Consider the following 16,029-nt stretch of genomic DNA (forward strand, 5'->3'; position numbering starts at 1 on the left):
GGAGCGTCTGGATGGCCTGGAAGAATTCACTCAATTACTGGCAAATTCAATCCAAAACACTCAAACGCAATCTATCGATTGTATAGTTTGGATACAAATCACGCTTTTAGACACAAGTCAACGGTGATTTCCCTGTGCCTTATCTGGCACCGATAGCATGGTCTTTTGTACTTGGAAGCCAAGCCAGTCAATGGCTTTGATCCGCAGATGCGCATGGCATCTGGGTTGGGGATGTGCTTTTGCTGAAAAACAGCAAGGCAAGATGTCTCTGAATGTCGTTCATTGTAACACAGAAAGACAACCTGATTACCGATACCCATGCGACGGGCATCAGTGCATCTCGTAGGCCCGCCGGGCCAGCTCCTGCGCCAGAATCCTGGCCGGATCGATCAGCACGGCCCCCTGCGCTTCGCGCGCTTGCGGCAGAGCCAGAGGGATTTCGGTGCAGCCCATGACGACCGGCACCTGGCCGTGGCGGGCCAGCAGCGGTGCCAGCACCTCGCCGAAGCGGTTGGCGGCCAGCGCGATGTCGCCGCGCTTCACGCCGTCGTAGATGCCTTGCATGAGCCGCGCCACACCCTCCTCCTCGGGCACCAGCGGCGTGATGCCGTAGGCGCGCAGCGTCTGGTCATAGAGGCCCGTCTGATAAGTGCCCGCCGTCGCGAGCAGGATGGCCTGCTCCACGCCTTGCTGTTGCAGGTGGCGCGCGGTTTCTTCGGCGATGTGGAGGATGGAAATCTGCGGAAACAGTGCCTGCATCTGCCCATGCCAGACATGTGCGGTGTTGCAGGCCACAGCCACGCTGCGCACGCCAAGCGCGGCCAACCGCCCCACGCCTTGCAGCAGATGCGGAGCCGGGTCCTGCACGTCGGGCTGCGGGTGGTGGATGGCGCGGGTGCGGTCGGGGATCGGCATCTGCACCAGCCAGTGCTCGGGGAAGGACTGATCGCGCACCTCTTCGCCATGGCTTTGCAGATAGTGGGTGCAGGCCTCGACGAACAAACGCACGAAGTCGGCCCCCGCAGCGGGCCCCATGCCGCCCAGGATTCCTACGGATTGCGGCGGGGCCAACATGCGGGAGTCTCCCTTGTGGTCTCTGATGGATCTATGACGCGAAGTCGCCGGATCAGGTCGCGGGCTTGTCGCTCAGCTCGATCACGTTCTTCTTCAAGTCGTCGCTCATCGGCATGTTGAGCGGCGTGTTGGTCGGCGGAATCGGCTGCATGAACCACTTGTCGTAGAGCTTGGTGAACGCGCCCGACTTCATCATGCCGCCGATCACGCCATCGACCAGCTTCTTGAATTCGGGATCGTTCTTGCGAAGCATGCAGGCGTAGGGCTCGACCTGCAGCGCATCGGCCACGACCTCGTAGTCGCCGGGATTCTTGGTGTTGGCCATCAGGCCGAAGAGCAGCACGTCATCCATGCCGAAGGCCACGGCGCGGTCCTGCTGCACCTGCAGGAAACCATCCGAATGGTCCTTGGGCATGATGATGTTGAGGTCCAGTCCCTTGTCGGCGTTGTACTTGCGCATGACCTGCAGGTTGGTGGTGCCGGAGGTGATCGCCACGGTCTTGCCCTTGAGGTCTGCATAGTTCTTCACGCCCGAATTTTTCTTCACCAAGAGGCGCGTGCCGGTGTAGAAGTGGTTGATGGCGAAGTCCACTTCCTTGCCGCGCACGCTGTTGTTGGTGGTTGAGCCGCATTCCAGATCGATCGTGCCGTTGGACAGCAGCGGAATGCGGTTCTGCGAGGTGACGGCCTGCCACTTCACTTCGAGGTTCGGCTTGCCCACGGCCTTCTTGACCGCATCGGCGATCGCCTCGGACATCTCCACCGTCATGCCCACACGCTTGCCAGCATCGAGATAGCTGAACGGCACGGACGACTCGCGATACGCGAGCGTGATGTAGCCGTTCTCGCGCACCTTGGCCAAGGTGTCCGCGTGGGCAGTTGCAAGACAGCCCAGACCCAACGCCGCGCAAAGCAAAGTAGTACGAAATTTCATGCCGACTCCCCAAGTGAAAAAGGTTGAAGTGAGCCCAGTTTATGGACTCGCACGCCCCTTGTGGGATGCAATTTGCACGCCAATCCATGCCCTGTATTTATGGCCTCAAGGGTTATCACCAAGGCCGTGCATGATCTGCTGCATGCTGGTGCAATCCGCACCCTTTGTGGGCGACAAAGCTAGGGGTAAACGACGTCATCCATAACTCAAGGGCATACCCTATGTGCAAAACGCCATGCGACGCGGGAGCGCGGCGGAACTACAGTGTTTCTCGTCATGAAAACCGAGCAACCCAAGCACATCTGCATCGTCGGCGCAGGCATCGTCGGCCTGGCCACCGCCTATGTTCTGCAGCAGGCCGGTCACCGCGTCACCGTGGTGGACCGCGCGCCGCGCCCCGCCATGGGCGCAAGCGGCGGCAACGGCGCGCAACTGAGCTATTCGTACGTGCAGCCGCTGGCCGATCCGGGCATCTGGAAGATGCTGCCCAAGCTGCTGCTGGAAAAAGATTCGCCACTCAAGTTCCGCCTGCAAGCCGATCCGCAGCAATGGCGCTGGGGCATGGAATTTCTCGGTGCCTGCAATGCGCAGACATCGGCGCAAAGCACGCGCGAACTGCTCACGCTGGCCGCCGAAAGCCGCAAGGCATTCGAGGCCATGCAGGAGAAAGAACAGCTAGCCTGCGACTTTCACACGCCCGGAAAACTCGTGCTTTTTGCCTCGCAGGAAGGGCTGGATGGCGCGGCGCAGCAGGTGCAACTGCAATCGAAGATGGGCGGTGCACTGCAACGCGTCGTCAATGCCGCCGAAGTGGCGCGACTCGAACCCGCACTGGCTGCCTACGCGCCGCGCATGGTCGGTGCCGTCCACACACCGAGCGAAAGCGCCGTCGATTGCCGCAAGCTCTGCGAGCAACTCGCCGAGCGCCTGCAGGAGCGCGGCGTGCAGTTCCAGTACGGCACCGAGGTGCAATCGTTCGACGTGCAAGGCGGCAGCATCGCCGCGCTGAACAGCTCACGCGGCAAGATCGGTGCCGACCATTTCGTGCTGGCCAGCGGCTGGCAAAGCGCCGAGCAGGCACGCCAACTCGGCGCCAGCATCCCCGTCTATCCCCTCAAGGGCTACAGCATCACGCTCGACGCCACCGCCACGCCGGATGCTGCACCGCAGATCAGCGTGACCGACACCGCGCGCAAGGTCGTGTTCGCACGCACCGGCGAGCGCCTGCGCGTGGCGGGCATGGTCGAGATCGTGGGCCGCGACACACGCCTGAACCCCGCGCGCATCGAAAGCCTCAAGCGCTCCACGCGCGAGGTGTTTCCGCATCTGCCGGTGGACGGCGAAGTTCAACCCTGGACCGGCATGCGCCCAGCCACACCCAAGGGCTTGCCAATCACCGGAAGGCAAAAAGGGGGGCCGGACAATCTGTGGATGCAGACAGGACACGGCGCATTGGGCCTCACGCTGGCCTTTGGTTCGGCCACGGAGCTGCTCAGGCAGATGAGCCGGGGCTGAACTCAACCGAGCGTGTCGCGCAGCGCCTTGCGCATCTCCTGCGTCATCGCACGAGCGAGCACCGAGCCCGGTCTTTGCGCGAGATGCAAGGCGTTCACGCCCACGGTGATGTGCGGCAGCAGCGGCACGACATGCACCTTGCTCAAGTCGGCCGCGGCGGCCGTGCAGCCGTCGACGATCGCCGCGCCGAGGCCGTATTCGGCCATCGACAACGCCGCGTGATACGTCTGCACCGTGACCACCGGAGACAGCCCCACGCCGTGCTCGCGGCAGGCCTGATTGATGCGGATGCCGAGCGGGTCCTTGCCGTCAAGCGCGACCACCGGCAGATCGGCCAGATCCTTCAACTCCATGCCCGCCGCCCGCACGCGCGATGGCGGCAGCAGGCTCTTGGGCAGGATGCACTGCATGTCGACTTCGGCCAGCGTTTCGTGCTCCAGCGCGGCCTGGCGCACCGAGCTGATCACGAAGCCCACATCGGCCTCCTGCAGCAGCAGCGCGGAGACAACCTGCGGCGTGTGCAGCGCCTGCACATGGACCTGCACCTGTGGATATTTCTCGCGGAACCCGGCCACTGCGCGCGGCAGCGCGTCGCGGCTCAATGCGAACACGGTCAGCACGGTGAGCCGATCCGCCGCCTGACCGTGGCGCAGATTGACGGCAAGGCGCTGCACTTCATCGAGCTGCTCGAACAGCCTTTCGATGTGCGGGAACAGCGCGAGCGCTTCGTTCGTTGGCGTGAGCCGTCCGCGCGCACGCTGGAACAGCGCGAAGCCGAGCTGCAGCTCCGCGTGCTGCAACGTGCGACTCACGGCTGGCTGCGTGACGTTGATGAGCCGCGCGGCTGCGCTCACGCTGCCGGTCTGCATGACGGCGTTGAAGACTTCGATGTGCCGCAATCGCATGGCTGTGCGCGCTGGTGCTGCTGGTCAGTGGGTCAGATGGCGCGCATCACTGCTCGTCTTTCGCGGCGCGCGCGAGACGTTCGCTTTTCCAGTACACATCGTCGCCGCCGTTCACGCGGTTGAGCACGCGCGAGAGAACGAACAGCAGATCGGACAGACGGTTCAGATATTGGCGCGGTGCGGAGCGCATGTTTTCGCTGTCCTGCAGCGCCACCACGGCACGCTCTGCGCGACGCGCCACGGTGCGGCAGACATGGGCTTGCGATGCGGCGCGCGTGCCTGCAGGCAGGATGAATTCCTGCAGACGCGGCAGTTGCGCGTTGTAGTGCGCGAGCGCGTCGTCGAGCTGCAGCAGGCCGTCGTCCTTGAGCAATTCGAAACCGGGAATCGACAGCTCGCCGCCCAAGTTGAAGAGCTGGTGCTGCACATCGACAAGCAGATCGCGCACGTCGGCAGGCAGGTCTTCGCACAGCAGCAGACCGATGTGCGAGTTGAGCTCATCCACATCACCCATGGCGTGCGGGCGGCCACTGTTCTTGGAAACGCGCGTGTTGTCCCCAAGGCCGGTAGTGCCATCATCGCCTGTGCGTGTCGCGATTTGTGTCAAACGGTTACCCATGGCGTGTTTTCTCCTAGTTGTCTGCGCAAGTTCTCCATTGTGCTTTACATCAAGGCGGCAAATGAGGAGGCGAGCAACAGCGGGCAATAGTGCTGGATCGAGAGCGCTTGCTGCGGTGCAATAGAGCCGTGTTCAACACTTTTTCGGAGTTCAACGACATGACCCAGCCTCAGCAACGACGTACCCCGATGGCCTGGTTTGACGCACGCAGCGTCATGCTGTTTGCGGCCATCGCCATCGGCGCCACTGCGGTGGGCGCACAAGCGCAAACGACTTCCCCCTCCTCGGACAAAACCAGCTCCGGACCCGTGATCGGTCCGGTTTCATCGCCCGGCACCCCAACGTCTGGCGAACAAACCCAGCGCAACGAGCCCTTCAGCGTACAGCGCGAACGCGCCTTCAAGGCAGCGGACGCGCTCAACGGATATTGATGACTCTCCGTTTCTCGACCCGCCGCTGACGCCGTCCCACCGGACCGTCAGCGGCCATTGTTTTCGTCAGCATTCTTCTTCATGGACATTCACCGCTAGTCATCCCCACATCACGCAAAGAGGCATTCACGAGTAGAGGCGTGAACGCATCACGAATTTGCACCCGAACCGCCAGGTTGCCACTCCAGGGCCTGGCGGTTTTTTCATGCGCGCCTTCATGCGTGGAATCTGACCGTCCAACTGCGGCTATGGTTATCCACAGCCAGGGCGAGCCGTGCGAAACCTAGAATGTGAGGCTTGATTTGTCAGTCTCCGGAGAACACCCATGAACGCCCCCACCGATGCCACCCACCTGCTGCCCAAAGTGCAACTGCGCCCCGTGCCGCAGGCGTTTCTGGATGCGCTGGCGGCGCGATTCGGCGCTCAGTTCTCCACCGCGCAGGCCGTGCGCGAGCAGCACGGCCGCGATGAAGGATCGCTGCAGGCCCCGCCTCCATCGGCCGTGGTGTTTGCCGAAAGCACGCAGGACGTGGCCGATGCCGTCAAGCTCGCATCGCAGTACGACGTGCCGGTGATTCCCTACGGCGCAGGCTCCTCGCTCGAAGGCCATCTGCTGGCCATTCAAGGCGGCATCAGCATCGACGTGAGCCGCATGAACAAGATTCTGTCGGTCGATGCGGACGACCTCACCGTCACCGTGCAGCCGGGCATCACGCGCAAGCAGCTCAACGACGCGATCAAGGACACAGGTCTGTTCTTCCCCATCGATCCGGGCGCGGACGCCAGCATCGGCGGCATGACATCGACCCGCGCGAGCGGCACCAACGCCGTGCGCTACGGCACCATGCGCGAGAACGTGCTGGCGCTGGAAGTGGTGACCGCCAACGGCGACGTGATCCGCACCGGAACGCGCGCCAAGAAAAGCGCTGCGGGCTACGACCTCACGCGCCTCTTGGTCGGCAGCGAAGGCACGCTCGGCATCTTCACCGAAATCTCCGTGCGCCTGTACCCGCTGCCCGAAGCCGTGAGCGCCGCGATCTGCTCGTTCCCCAGCATCGAAGCCGCCGTGCGCACCGTGATCCAGACCATCCAGCTCGGTGTGCCGATTGCGCGCGTGGAACTGATCGATGCGAACTCCGTGCGCATGGTGAATGCCCACAGCAAGCTCACGCTGCGCGAAGAGCCGCTGCTGCTGATGGAGTTCCACGGCTCGCCCGCAGGCGTGCAGGAACAGGCCGAAACCGTGCAGGAACTCGCCAAGGAATGGGGCGGCCAATCGTTCGAATGGGCGACCACGCCCGAAGACCGCACACGCCTTTGGACCGCGCGCCACAACGCCTATTTCGCCGCCGTGCAATCGCGCCCCGGCTGCCGCGCCATCAGCACCGACACCTGCGTGCCGATCAGCCGCCTGGCCGACGCGCTGCTGGACTCCGTGAAAGAAGCCGACGACAGCGGCATCCCCTACTTCCTCGTCGGCCACGTGGGCGATGGCAACTTCCACTTCGGCTACCTGATCGACCCCAATATCCCCGAAGAACGCGTGAAAGCCGAAGCCCTGAATCACCAGCTCGTGGCGCGCACCATCGCGCTGGGCGGCACCTGCACGGGCGAGCACGGCATCGGCATCCACAAGATGGGCTTTCTGCTCGAAGAAACCGGTGCGGGCGCGGTGGACATGATGCGCACCATCAAGCAGGCGCTTGACCCGAAGAACATCCTCAATCCGGGGAAGATTTTCTCGATCTGATCCGGCGGTGAGGATGGCGCGCAAGCGCTTTCTCGCCGCTTCAGAAATGGCGAATCGCGGTGATCGCCAAGAAGGTGTTCAGCCCCGACTCGTGGGGCGCACGATAGACGCCCATGGCTTGGAGATGCTGCACACCGATGGCCGCAAGCTCCCATGCCATGCATTCCTCATCGAGCTTGAAGGCTTCGGGAACGATGAACATGCGGCGACCCGTGATGCGTTCCAGCACTTTCAGTCGTCTGGATTTTTCGCGCAATGCAGGCAGCACATGTTCATTGCCCCACGCCCATTTCCAGGTGTTCGATTGGCGCGCGTAGCTTCCGATGTCGATCACATCGGCTTCGATGATCTTCTTGTCTGCCTCATCGAACATCTCCAGTTTTTCACTGGCCTGATCGAAGGACCAACGCTCGAAATCACCGAAGCCATGCTCGGAGATCAGCGCGTCCTGTTTGCAGCTCAATTCATCCACGGCGGCATCGACGAAGGCCTCGAATTCCGATGCCGTCATGCGAACGAAATCTTCGTCGCTGCCCGCTTCGTCGTCCTCTGCTTCCTCATCTTCGTCTTCGGGAAACACGTCGCGAATCCACGATTCGCCTGGTGCGGCACGATCGGCGCACCAACCCGGCGGCAGGTCGGAGAGTTCAAACAGCGACGCATCGCGCTCCAGCACGCAGCCCATGCAGACGAGTTTCACATCGGCCTGTTCGGTCGTGGTGCCGCACAGAAACTGCCACTCGCCATCGTGGTCATGAAACACCTCCAACACGGGAAGCGATCCGTCCATCACATGCCGCGTGGTGAACGTGGCCGTGTTCACGGGCTCGTCAAACGGCCAACGGGCTTCGTCGAATGAATGCTTGTGTGGGTTGGACATGATGTGCCCAGAGCGGCGGGATGCGCACATCATGCCGCATTTGTGCTTTGAAAGCACAAGCGCTGTGCCATCAAAAGACCTAGTTTTCATCAATGCGCCAGCCCATCATGCAAGTCCTTCCATATCTGACTGGACCTGCCAGCATGAAGCATCTTCCGCACAGCGACGACCGGACAACGAGCAGCCCCATGCGAAGTGCGCGCACACCCTCGGGCGGTGCACTGACTCATGCGTGGGTGGCCAGTTGGGCCGCCAGCGCGCAGCCGGTCTGGGGCGACGATTTCCTGTTTCCCACCAATGTTCCGGGCCGATTGCACAACCAGACGGTGCGCCAGATGGCGCGCCTCAGCCTGGGTGGAAAGAGGCTGCGCATCGTGCTCTCCAACGTGCATGGAAAGACGCCGGTGTGTATCGGTCGCGCCACTGTCGCGCGCTCGGCGGATGACATCCGCGCGGTCACGTTCGGTGGTGAATCTGCGGGCACGATGCTTCCCGGCGCATCGTTGATCAGCGATCCGATCGACATGAAAACCGAGGCGCTTTCGCTCCTCACCATCAGCCTTTTTCTGCCGGAACCCACGCCGCTCACCACCTTCCATTGGGATGGCCGCCAGACGGGCTGGATCGTGTCCGGCGATCAAACCCAAGCACCCCAACTCGACATGATTCCGCCAGCGATGAGCACCACGGCAAGGTCGCTGCTTGCAGGCATTCATGTCGAACGCATCGGCACGCCGCGCAGCGTGGTGGTGATCGGAGATTCAATCACCGATGGCGCAACAGCCAGCCTCGACAAGGACACACGCTGGCCCGATTTTCTGGCCACGCGGTTGACCCCGCATGACGTTGCCGTCGTCAACGCAGGCATCTCGGGGGCACGTCTGCTGTCGGATGGAATGGGCGTGAATGCGCTCGCCAGACTGGATCGCGATGTGCTGTCGCAACCGGGCCTGCAAGCGGCCGTCGTGGCACTCGGCATCAACGACATCGCCTGGCCCGGAACCGCGTTTGCGCGCGATGCATCACTGCCCACCCTCGCATCGCTGACGGCGGGCTACCGCCAGTTGATCGCGCAGTTGCATGCTCACGGCGTGCGCGTGATCGGAGCCACGCTCGCGCCGTTCGAAGGCGCGTTGCCCGACTCGCCGCTCGATGATTATTTTCAGCCTGAGAAAGACGCGCTGCGCCACCAACTCAACGACTGGATCAGGCACAGCCATGCGTTCGATGCGGTGGTGGATTTCGATGCGGTGCTGCGCGATCCAGCACATCCCGCGCGCATGCTGGCGGCATACGACAGCGGCGACCATCTGCATCCGGGCGATGAAGGTTTGCGCTCCATGGCCGATGCTGTCGACCTGCGCGCGCTGTCGCCCGAACTGGTGCCCGAAGCGATGCCCGAACTGAGACCTGAAGCCGTCAGTCCACCTTCGCGCCCGACGCCTTGACCACAGGAGCCCAGCTCGCGACTTCGTGCTTGATGAACTCGCTGTACTGCTGCGGCGTGTTCTTCTCCGACACCGCGCCCAGCTTGGCGTAGGCCTCTTTCACCTCGGGCTTGTCGAAGGCCGCATTCACGGCCTTGTTGATCTTGTCGATCGCCTCCTTGGGCGTGCCCTTGGGGGCGATCAGACCGAACCACGAACTCACGTCGAAAGGCGCGACGCCGCTCTCCTCCATGGTCGGAATGTCGGGCGCGGAAGGCGAGCGCGTCTTGGTCGTCACCGCCAACGCTTTCAGCTTGCCGCCCTGCACCTGTGGCCAGGCGGACGGCATGTTGTCGAACATGAACTGCACCTGTCCACCGATCAGATCGGTAAGTGCCGGCGCGCTGCCCTTGTAGGGCACATGCTGCGTTTTCAGGCCCGTGCGCACCTTGAACAGCTCACCGGCCATGTGGATGGACGTGCCGCTGCCGGACGAAGCGTATGCCGCCTTGTCGTTGTTGGCTCGCACCCACTCGATCAGCTCCTTCACGTTCTTGGCGGGAACGTTGTTGTTGACCACCAGAATGTTGGGCACTTTCGCGCCCAGCACCACAGCATCGAAGTCGCGATTGAGGTCGAACTTCACGTTGGGATACAGCGTCTGGTTGATGGCGCTGGTGACCGCAACGCACAGCAGCGTGTAGCCGTCGGCGGGCGCGGCCATGACCTGATCCGTGGCGATGTTGCTGCCGCCACCGGGCTTGTTGTCCACCACGAAGGATTGGCCCAGCGCCTGCGTGAGCTCCTTGGCCAGAATGCGCGCCACCAGATCGGTGGTTCCGCCAGCGGAAAAGCCGACGACGATGCGCACCGGCTTGGCGGGATAGTCCGCCGCACGCGCGGCCGTGCCAAGGCCCAGCCCCAGCGAACCCAAAAGGCCGCCCGCAGCGATGGACGCTGCGGCGCGACGGCGACTCAGCCCCCGAGAACTCGAATGCATTGCGTGTCTCCTTGCCTGTAGTTTGTGCTGCGCTGCCGTTGCGATCACGGCAGCGCCTGCAAGCCACTATAGGACGAGACGTCGCGATTTCGATTTCGGGTTTGCCCCTGCGTGCCGGGGCATTTCAGACCGATCCGAGCCTTATTTGACCTTGCCCGCAGAGATGTCCTGAATCATCCGTGCGGTCAGATACAGGCGCGGCACGATGGTGTTGATCTGCACGTATTCGGCACTGTTCGAGTGCGCGCCGTAGCCCGACAATCCAAATCCCTCGATCACGCCGCCCTTGGCCTTGAGCGCCGCGAATGCCGCATCGGTGCCGCCGCCGGTGGCCTTGTCCATGACCTTCATGGGCAGTTGCAGTTCCTTCTCGTAGATGCCTTGGGCGTGCTTGGAAATCGCGCGGCCCGAGTCGTTGGCCTCGAGCGGCGGACGGCGCACTTCGAACTTCAGTTCCACCTTGGAATCGGGCAGCAGCTTGTTTTTGACCTTCTCGTTCATCGCCGCTTCGAGCGCGGTGAAATCGGCCACCTTGAGTGCACGCGCATCGGCCTGGGCCGTCGCTTCGGCAGGCACCACATTGCGGTTGGAACCCGACTTGGACAGGGTCCAGTTGAGCTTCAGACCTTCTTCGGGCTTGGACGACAGATCCTTCATCTGCAGCACCTGATGCGACAGCTCGTACAGCGCGTTCACGCCATCTTCCGGCTTGGCACCCGCGTGCGAGGCCTTGCCCGTCACCTTCAGATACGCCGCGCCAATGCCGCTGGTCGCAAGGCGCAGGCTGCCATCGGTGCCGCCGCCTTCGTACGAGAACACGGCATCCTGCTCCGCGCCCAGACGCACCATGGTGCTGCGCGCGGCGGGCGAGCTGATTTCCTCGTCGCTGTTCATCAGCACGGTGAGCGTGCCGTAGTCTTCGTAGCCCAGCTTCTTGATCAAATCGACCGCGTGAATGATGAGCGCCACGCCCTGCTTGTCGTCCGCAATGCCGAGGCCATAAGCCTTGTCGCCATCGACGCGGAACGGCTGGTCCTTGATCATGCCCTTGAGGTACACCGTGTCCATGTGCGCAATCATCATGATGCGGCTCTTGCCCTTGCCCTTGAACTCGGCATGCACCATGGGGCCGACCTGCTCGGGCGTGTCGTCAAGACGGTAAATGTCGGTGGCAGGCAGGATCTCGACCTTGCCACCGAGCGCGCGCAACTTGCCCGCGACGTACTCGGCGATCTGCTTGGTGCCTTCCAGATCTTTGCTGCCGGACTCGATATGCACGAGCTCCTTCAGCGTATCGAGATAAGCCTGCTGCTGCTTTTGCGCAAGCTCGTGGAGTTCGGCCTGCGGTGCGGCCTGTGCGGCCAACGCGGCGGTTGCGATGGCCAGAGCGGTGAAAGAGGTGGAGAAGCGGCTGCGCATGGACGTTCCTTTTTATTGAAAACTGCTTGTGTCTTGCCCGAAGGCGGCAGCAAGATTACCAGCAATGCGCAGTGAATACCGACTAACGACGCGCCTCCGCGCCGTACCAGGGGAACAGCCGGTGCAGCAGCCAGGCAAACAGTTGATCGGTCAGAAACCCGATGGCTCCAAGGTAGATGAGACCGACGAACATGATGTCCACGCGGAACACCAGATGCGCGAACGAGATCAGGTAGCCAAGGCCTTTTTCCGCGCCCACGAGTTCGGCGGCGACCACCACCACGAAGGCCACGGACGTGGCATGCCGCAGGCCCGCGAACACGAACGGCAGCGCAGCGGGCAACGCCACCTGCAGCACGGTGGACGTGCGACTCGCGCCCAGCGATGCGGCCGAACGCAGATACACCGGCGGCAGATCGCGCACACCGATGAAGGTGTTGAGCCACACCGGAAAGAAAGTGCCCCAGGCGATCAGCATGACCTTGGAGACATCGCCCAGGCCGAACCACACAATGGCCAGCGGCACGATGGCGATGGCGGGAATCGCGCGCAAGCCGTGCACCACCGGATCGCTCAACTGCCGCAGCCATGGGATGCGCCCGGTCAGCACGCCAAAGACAATGCCGACGCTCGAACCCAGCAAAAACCCCCAAAGCGCACGCAGCAGGCTCGCGCCCACATGCGGCCAGATTTCGCCGGTGCCCCATGTCATGTCGGCAAACACTTGGGCAATGTGCGATGGAGGTGGAAACATCTTGGTGTTGACACCCGGAACCACGCGCGGTGCCAGCTCCCACACCAGCAGAAACAACAGCACGCCGGCAATGCCGAGCAGCAATTGCGAGCGCAGTGCAATGCGCCGCCGGGCCTGTTCGCGCGCGATGAACGCCTGTTCGATATGCCGCGTGGTGCGAGGCAACGCGGCATCGGTCTTGTGCTCGCTCTTGCCAGAGGTGGTGGTCAACGACGCGGAATGTACGGCCGTGCTCAAGGTATTCATGCTGCGTTCACTTCCTGACCCACATGGGCAAACACTTCGCTGATGCGCGCGTAAGCTGCACCAAAGGCGGCATCGCCGCGATGGCGCGGATACGGCAAATCGATCTCGACGATCTCTTCGATTCGTCCAGGATGCGGGCTCATCACCACCACCTTCTGCGCGAGATAGACCGCCTCCTCGATGTTGTGCGTGATGAAGAACACCGACAGCGAGAGCTTCTGCCAGATCCGCAGCAACTCGTCCTGCAAGGTCGCGCGCGTGAGTGCATCGATGGCGGCGAATGGCTCATCCATCAACAGCAGTTGCGGCTCTGTCGCCAATGCACGCGCCACGGCGACGCGCTGACGCATGCCGCCCGAAAGCTCGAATGGATAGCGGTCCGCTGCATGCGTGAGGCCGATGAGATCGAGCAACTGCTGCGCCTTCTCGTGCGTTTCCTTGCGATTCGCGCCTTGCTGGCGCAAGCCGAATTCGACGTTCTTGCGCGCCGTCAGCCATGGGAACAGTGCGTACTCCTGAAAGACGACGCCGCGATCCGGGCCCGGTCCTTGCACCGGCTGACCGTGCGCCTGCACCGTGCCCTGCGTGGGCTTGAGGAAGCCCGCAATCATGTTCAGGAGCGTGGTCTTGCCGCAGCCGCTCGGGCCGATGGCGCAGACGAATTCACCCGCGCGAATGTCCAGACTGACGTCGCGCAGCGCCCAATGGATGTCGCCCGATGCGGAAGCATAGAGCTGGGAAACGTCGCGAATCCGTGCGGCGATTTGCGGATCATTGGTCATGGAGTTCACCTGCTCAATGTGACGCGATCCGCTGCAGCAGCGCGCAACGCGTCGGGGTAGATCAGTCCGCGATAGAGCTGGCGCAGATCCTGCGCAGGCCGTTGAGCCAAGCCCGATTCGACGGCCCATTCACCGTTGAGCACGAGGTCGTCGATCAGACGATCATCGAGTCGCACCCCCAGTTTCACGTTCGAGAGCCCTTCGCGCGTGGTCTCCACGGTCGATTTGGTGCGCTGCGCCACCAGTGCAATCGCCTCGTCGGTCTGCGCGCGATAGAACGCTTCGGCGTCGAGCAATGCCCGCACTGCGCCCTCCACCAGCTTGGGCGATTTGTGCACTACCTCTTCGTTGGCGGTGAGCACGTAGTGGCTCACGAACACACGCTCCAAACCGTCCGCAGGCAGTTGAACGACCTTGCCTGCGCTTTGCTCGATCGCCTGCTGCCCGGCATCCCAGCCCCAGGCAAAGGCGTCGATGCCGCCTTGCGTGATCGCGGTGACCGCATCGGGTCCGCGCAGATTCACGACCGTCACGTCCTTGAGCGTGAGTCCATGCAGCGAGAGATAGCGACTCAGAAAGTAGTGACCGCTGGAGCCCAGCGTGGTCGCAATGCGTTTGCCCTTGAGCTGCGCAGGCGTGTGGATGCCGCGATCCGTTCGCGCCACCACCACCATGCCGCTGGACAGTCGCGTGAATTCCGCCACGATGTACGAGCGCACGCCATTGGCGCCCGCCAGGCCCACCACGCTGTCGGTGGACGTGGCGAACTGTGCCTTGCCCGCGACGGCGGCATCAAAGGCCAGACGGCCCGAGGTGAACGGCAAGGTGCTGGCTTCGATGCCATGGTTTTTCCAGAGGTTCTTGCTGGAGACCAGATAGGGAATCGCCCAGCTGAAGCCTTGGCTTTCGGCGATGACGACCTTCTGCGCAGCCGCATGGGCACTGGTGCCGGCAAGCGAAAGCGCAGAGAGCCCCAGCCCGAGATTGAATTGGCGACGGTTGAGTGGTTGAAACGGCATGAGCGTCTCCGACAGATGAGGTGAAAAAAAGCGGCAGGCCCAAGGACTCAGCCATAGCCGAACGGATCGGGAATGTCGCCGGTCAACAGCCAGCGCCCCACGGCCTTCTTGCGATGGTCGAGTGGGTCATGCAGCGTGTGCACGCGCACGTTGCGCCAGAAGCGGTCAAAGCCATGCTTGCGCGCAGTGGACCGAGCACCGACCAGCTCGAAGATTTCGGAGGTCACATGCAAGGCCACGCGACCGGCATGCACGCGCGCTGCGGCGATGTCGAGCGACAGTGCGCCGCGTTGTTCGGCGGTGAGCGAATCGCCCGCATCCCAAGCACGCTGAAAGTGCTCCAACGCGCGATCGGCAAGCGCTTCGGCGGCCTGAAGCTGAATCCACTGATCGCCCGCCTGCAATTGCATGACGGGGTCATCGACGGCACGCTCGACCCCCGCCATTGGCCAGGGCTGGACATGCTCGCGCATATGCTCCACCGACGACAGCAACGCACCGCGCGCGTTGCCCAGATAGATCTCGGTGAGCACCAATTGCCCGATGAGATTGCGCAGTGTGGCGCGCGGACTGCTGGCCACGCCAGGTGGGCCAAGCACCTCGGCACGCTCGATGAGCACGTGATCGAACGCGACGGTGCCACTGTCGGTCTGGCGCTGGCCCATGTTGTCCCAGTCGTCGCGCACGGTGATGCCTGCGCGGTGGGTGGGAATCACCGCGAACCGGCGATCCGTCGGGGCCGTGCCGACCGTGAAGGAGACGTTGAGCACATCCGAATCGCGAGCCCCCGAACAGAATGCCTTGAGGCCATTGAGCAGGTACCCGTCGCCCGATTGCTGCACACTGAGCCGCGTGTCGCGCGCATTGACGGCATTGCCCCAGAACCAGCGTTCATCGACGGTCGCACGCAGGTACTTGGCTTTCTGGACATCCGATCCGAACAACAGAACAGAGGCCACCTGCAGATGCTGAAACCCGAAGAGGTGGGCCAGCGAGCTGTCCACTTCGGCAAGGCTGCGCACCAGCCGCAGAACGTCGGGCCACGCGAGTTGCTGACCGCCCCATTGGCGCGGCACGGCCAGCGTCAACAAGCCACTGTCACGCAGCAAGCGGCGTTCGGCCAAGGCCGTTCCACCCGCCGCATCGCGCGCCACGGCAGTGAGGGCGAGTTCGCGCTTGAGTCCGTCCATCGCGGCAAGCGCGACATCCAGTTCCTTGGAACGCGAGGTCACAGAGATGCCATCTGATGGGTTCACAACATGCTCCTCACGCGC

Annotated in this window: 15 protein-coding genes; 4 read left to right on the top strand and 11 right to left on the bottom strand. The window is 62.9% G+C overall.

Annotated elements, in window-relative coordinates; genetic code table 11:
- Window positions 1-330: 330 nt before the first annotated feature.
- Entirely contained in the window at window positions 331-1,074 is a 744-nt protein-coding gene (locus tag G7048_RS11230; RefSeq protein WP_166068218.1) for an aspartate/glutamate racemase family protein, read from the bottom strand.
- Window positions 1,075-1,126: 52 nt separating this feature from the next.
- Window positions 1,127-2,008 carry a transporter substrate-binding domain-containing protein gene (locus tag G7048_RS11235; protein ID WP_166068219.1) on the bottom strand — a complete coding sequence of 294 codons (882 nt, stop codon included), beginning with the start codon at window positions 2,006-2,008 and terminating at the stop codon, window positions 1,127-1,129.
- A 276-nt stretch (window positions 2,009-2,284) separates the two neighbouring features.
- Here G7048_RS11235 and G7048_RS11240 point away from each other — a divergent pair, with 276 nt between their 5' ends.
- Window positions 2,285-3,523, top strand: a complete 1,239-nt coding sequence (locus G7048_RS11240) for a D-amino acid dehydrogenase (RefSeq protein WP_166068220.1) — start codon at window positions 2,285-2,287, stop codon at window positions 3,521-3,523.
- Between the two features lie 2 nt (window positions 3,524-3,525).
- Here the strand turns inward: G7048_RS11240 and G7048_RS11245 are convergent, their stop codons facing one another.
- Window positions 3,526-4,428, bottom strand: coding sequence for a LysR substrate-binding domain-containing protein (locus tag G7048_RS11245; RefSeq protein WP_166068221.1), 903 nt, complete (start codon window positions 4,426-4,428; stop codon window positions 3,526-3,528).
- Window positions 4,429-4,474: 46 nt separating this feature from the next.
- A complete protein-coding gene (locus G7048_RS11250; protein ID WP_166068222.1) occupies window positions 4,475-5,047 on the bottom strand; it encodes a cob(I)yrinic acid a,c-diamide adenosyltransferase in 573 nt (190 codons plus the stop codon).
- Between the two features lie 158 nt (window positions 5,048-5,205).
- Between G7048_RS11250 and G7048_RS11255 the strand changes: the two genes are divergently transcribed.
- Both G7048_RS11255 and G7048_RS11260 read left to right on the top strand, forming a co-directional pair.
- Complete coding sequence (locus G7048_RS11255; protein WP_166068223.1) at window positions 5,206-5,478, top strand: hypothetical protein; 273 nt, start codon at window positions 5,206-5,208, stop codon at window positions 5,476-5,478.
- 325 nt (window positions 5,479-5,803) lie between these two features.
- Window positions 5,804-7,228 (top strand): FAD-binding oxidoreductase, encoded by a 1,425-nt coding sequence (locus tag G7048_RS11260; protein ID WP_166068224.1) that lies wholly within the window; start codon window positions 5,804-5,806, stop codon window positions 7,226-7,228.
- Window positions 7,229-7,268: 40 nt separating this feature from the next.
- Here G7048_RS11260 and G7048_RS28310 read toward each other — a convergent pair whose 3' ends face one another.
- The gene (locus G7048_RS28310; protein ID WP_205750363.1) at window positions 7,269-8,108 is read right to left on the bottom strand and encodes a DUF6882 domain-containing protein; all 840 of its coding nucleotides are present in this window, start codon (window positions 8,106-8,108) and stop codon (window positions 7,269-7,271) included.
- 143 nt (window positions 8,109-8,251) lie between these two features.
- Between G7048_RS28310 and G7048_RS11270 the strand changes: the two genes are divergently transcribed.
- A complete protein-coding gene (locus tag G7048_RS11270) occupies window positions 8,252-9,556 on the top strand; it encodes an SGNH/GDSL hydrolase family protein (RefSeq protein WP_166068225.1) in 1,305 nt (434 codons plus the stop codon).
- Here the strand turns inward: G7048_RS11270 and G7048_RS11275 are convergent.
- The 6 genes from G7048_RS11275 to G7048_RS11300 all read right to left on the bottom strand — a co-directional run bounded on the left by G7048_RS11275 (window position 9,528) and on the right by G7048_RS11300 (window position 16,011).
- Window positions 9,528-10,535: a tripartite tricarboxylate transporter substrate binding protein gene (locus tag G7048_RS11275; RefSeq protein WP_166068226.1), complete on the bottom strand. Its 1,008-nt coding sequence runs from the start codon at window positions 10,533-10,535 to the stop codon at window positions 9,528-9,530. The two genes, G7048_RS11270 and G7048_RS11275, sit on opposite strands and share 29 nt — an antisense overlap.
- A gap of 141 nt (window positions 10,536-10,676) precedes the next feature.
- Window positions 10,677-11,954, bottom strand: a complete 1,278-nt coding sequence (locus tag G7048_RS11280) for a M20/M25/M40 family metallo-hydrolase (RefSeq protein ID WP_166068227.1) — start codon at window positions 11,952-11,954, stop codon at window positions 10,677-10,679.
- Between the two features lie 82 nt (window positions 11,955-12,036).
- On the bottom strand, window positions 12,037-12,954 hold the full coding sequence (locus G7048_RS11285) for an ABC transporter permease (protein WP_166068228.1): 918 nt from the start codon (window positions 12,952-12,954) through the stop codon (window positions 12,037-12,039).
- Window positions 12,951-13,736 carry an ABC transporter ATP-binding protein gene (locus G7048_RS11290; protein WP_166068229.1) on the bottom strand — a complete coding sequence of 262 codons (786 nt, stop codon included), beginning with the start codon at window positions 13,734-13,736 and terminating at the stop codon, window positions 12,951-12,953. Before G7048_RS11290 ends, G7048_RS11285 begins: the two co-directional genes overlap by 4 nt.
- Window positions 13,737-13,741: 5 nt before the next feature.
- Entirely contained in the window at window positions 13,742-14,755 is a 1,014-nt protein-coding gene (locus G7048_RS11295) for an ABC transporter substrate-binding protein (RefSeq protein ID WP_166068230.1), read from the bottom strand.
- 47 nt (window positions 14,756-14,802) lie between these two features.
- A complete protein-coding gene (locus tag G7048_RS11300) occupies window positions 14,803-16,011 on the bottom strand; it encodes an acyl-CoA dehydrogenase family protein (protein WP_240933247.1) in 1,209 nt (402 codons plus the stop codon).
- Window positions 16,012-16,029 lie beyond the last annotated feature (18 nt).

The organism is Diaphorobacter sp. HDW4B, assembly GCF_011305535.1.
Classification (GTDB): domain Bacteria; phylum Pseudomonadota; class Gammaproteobacteria; order Burkholderiales; family Burkholderiaceae_C; genus Diaphorobacter_A.

Excerpts from the sequence above, each read along its gene's own strand:
- G7048_RS11230 (WP_166068218.1), bottom strand. The coding sequence starts at position 1,074 with ATGTTGGCCCCGCCGCAATCCGTAGGAATCCTGGGCGGCATGGGGCCC.
- G7048_RS11235 (WP_166068219.1), bottom strand. The coding sequence starts at position 2,008 with ATGAAATTTCGTACTACTTTGCTTTGCGCGGCGTTGGGTCTGGGCTGT.
- G7048_RS11240 (WP_166068220.1), top strand. The coding sequence starts at position 2,285 with ATGAAAACCGAGCAACCCAAGCACATCTGCATCGTCGGCGCAGGCATC.
- G7048_RS11245 (WP_166068221.1), bottom strand. The coding sequence starts at position 4,428 with ATGCGATTGCGGCACATCGAAGTCTTCAACGCCGTCATGCAGACCGGC.
- G7048_RS11250 (WP_166068222.1), bottom strand. The coding sequence starts at position 5,047 with ATGGGTAACCGTTTGACACAAATCGCGACACGCACAGGCGATGATGGC.
- G7048_RS11255 (WP_166068223.1), top strand. The coding sequence starts at position 5,206 with ATGACCCAGCCTCAGCAACGACGTACCCCGATGGCCTGGTTTGACGCA.
- G7048_RS11260 (WP_166068224.1), top strand. The coding sequence starts at position 5,804 with ATGAACGCCCCCACCGATGCCACCCACCTGCTGCCCAAAGTGCAACTG.
- G7048_RS28310 (WP_205750363.1), bottom strand. The coding sequence starts at position 8,108 with ATGTCCAACCCACACAAGCATTCATTCGACGAAGCCCGTTGGCCGTTT.
- G7048_RS11270 (WP_166068225.1), top strand. The coding sequence starts at position 8,252 with ATGAAGCATCTTCCGCACAGCGACGACCGGACAACGAGCAGCCCCATG.
- G7048_RS11275 (WP_166068226.1), bottom strand. The coding sequence starts at position 10,535 with ATGCATTCGAGTTCTCGGGGGCTGAGTCGCCGTCGCGCCGCAGCGTCC.
- G7048_RS11280 (WP_166068227.1), bottom strand. The coding sequence starts at position 11,954 with ATGCGCAGCCGCTTCTCCACCTCTTTCACCGCTCTGGCCATCGCAACC.
- G7048_RS11285 (WP_166068228.1), bottom strand. The coding sequence starts at position 12,954 with ATGAATACCTTGAGCACGGCCGTACATTCCGCGTCGTTGACCACCACC.
- G7048_RS11290 (WP_166068229.1), bottom strand. The coding sequence starts at position 13,736 with ATGACCAATGATCCGCAAATCGCCGCACGGATTCGCGACGTTTCCCAG.
- G7048_RS11295 (WP_166068230.1), bottom strand. The coding sequence starts at position 14,755 with ATGCCGTTTCAACCACTCAACCGTCGCCAATTCAATCTCGGGCTGGGG.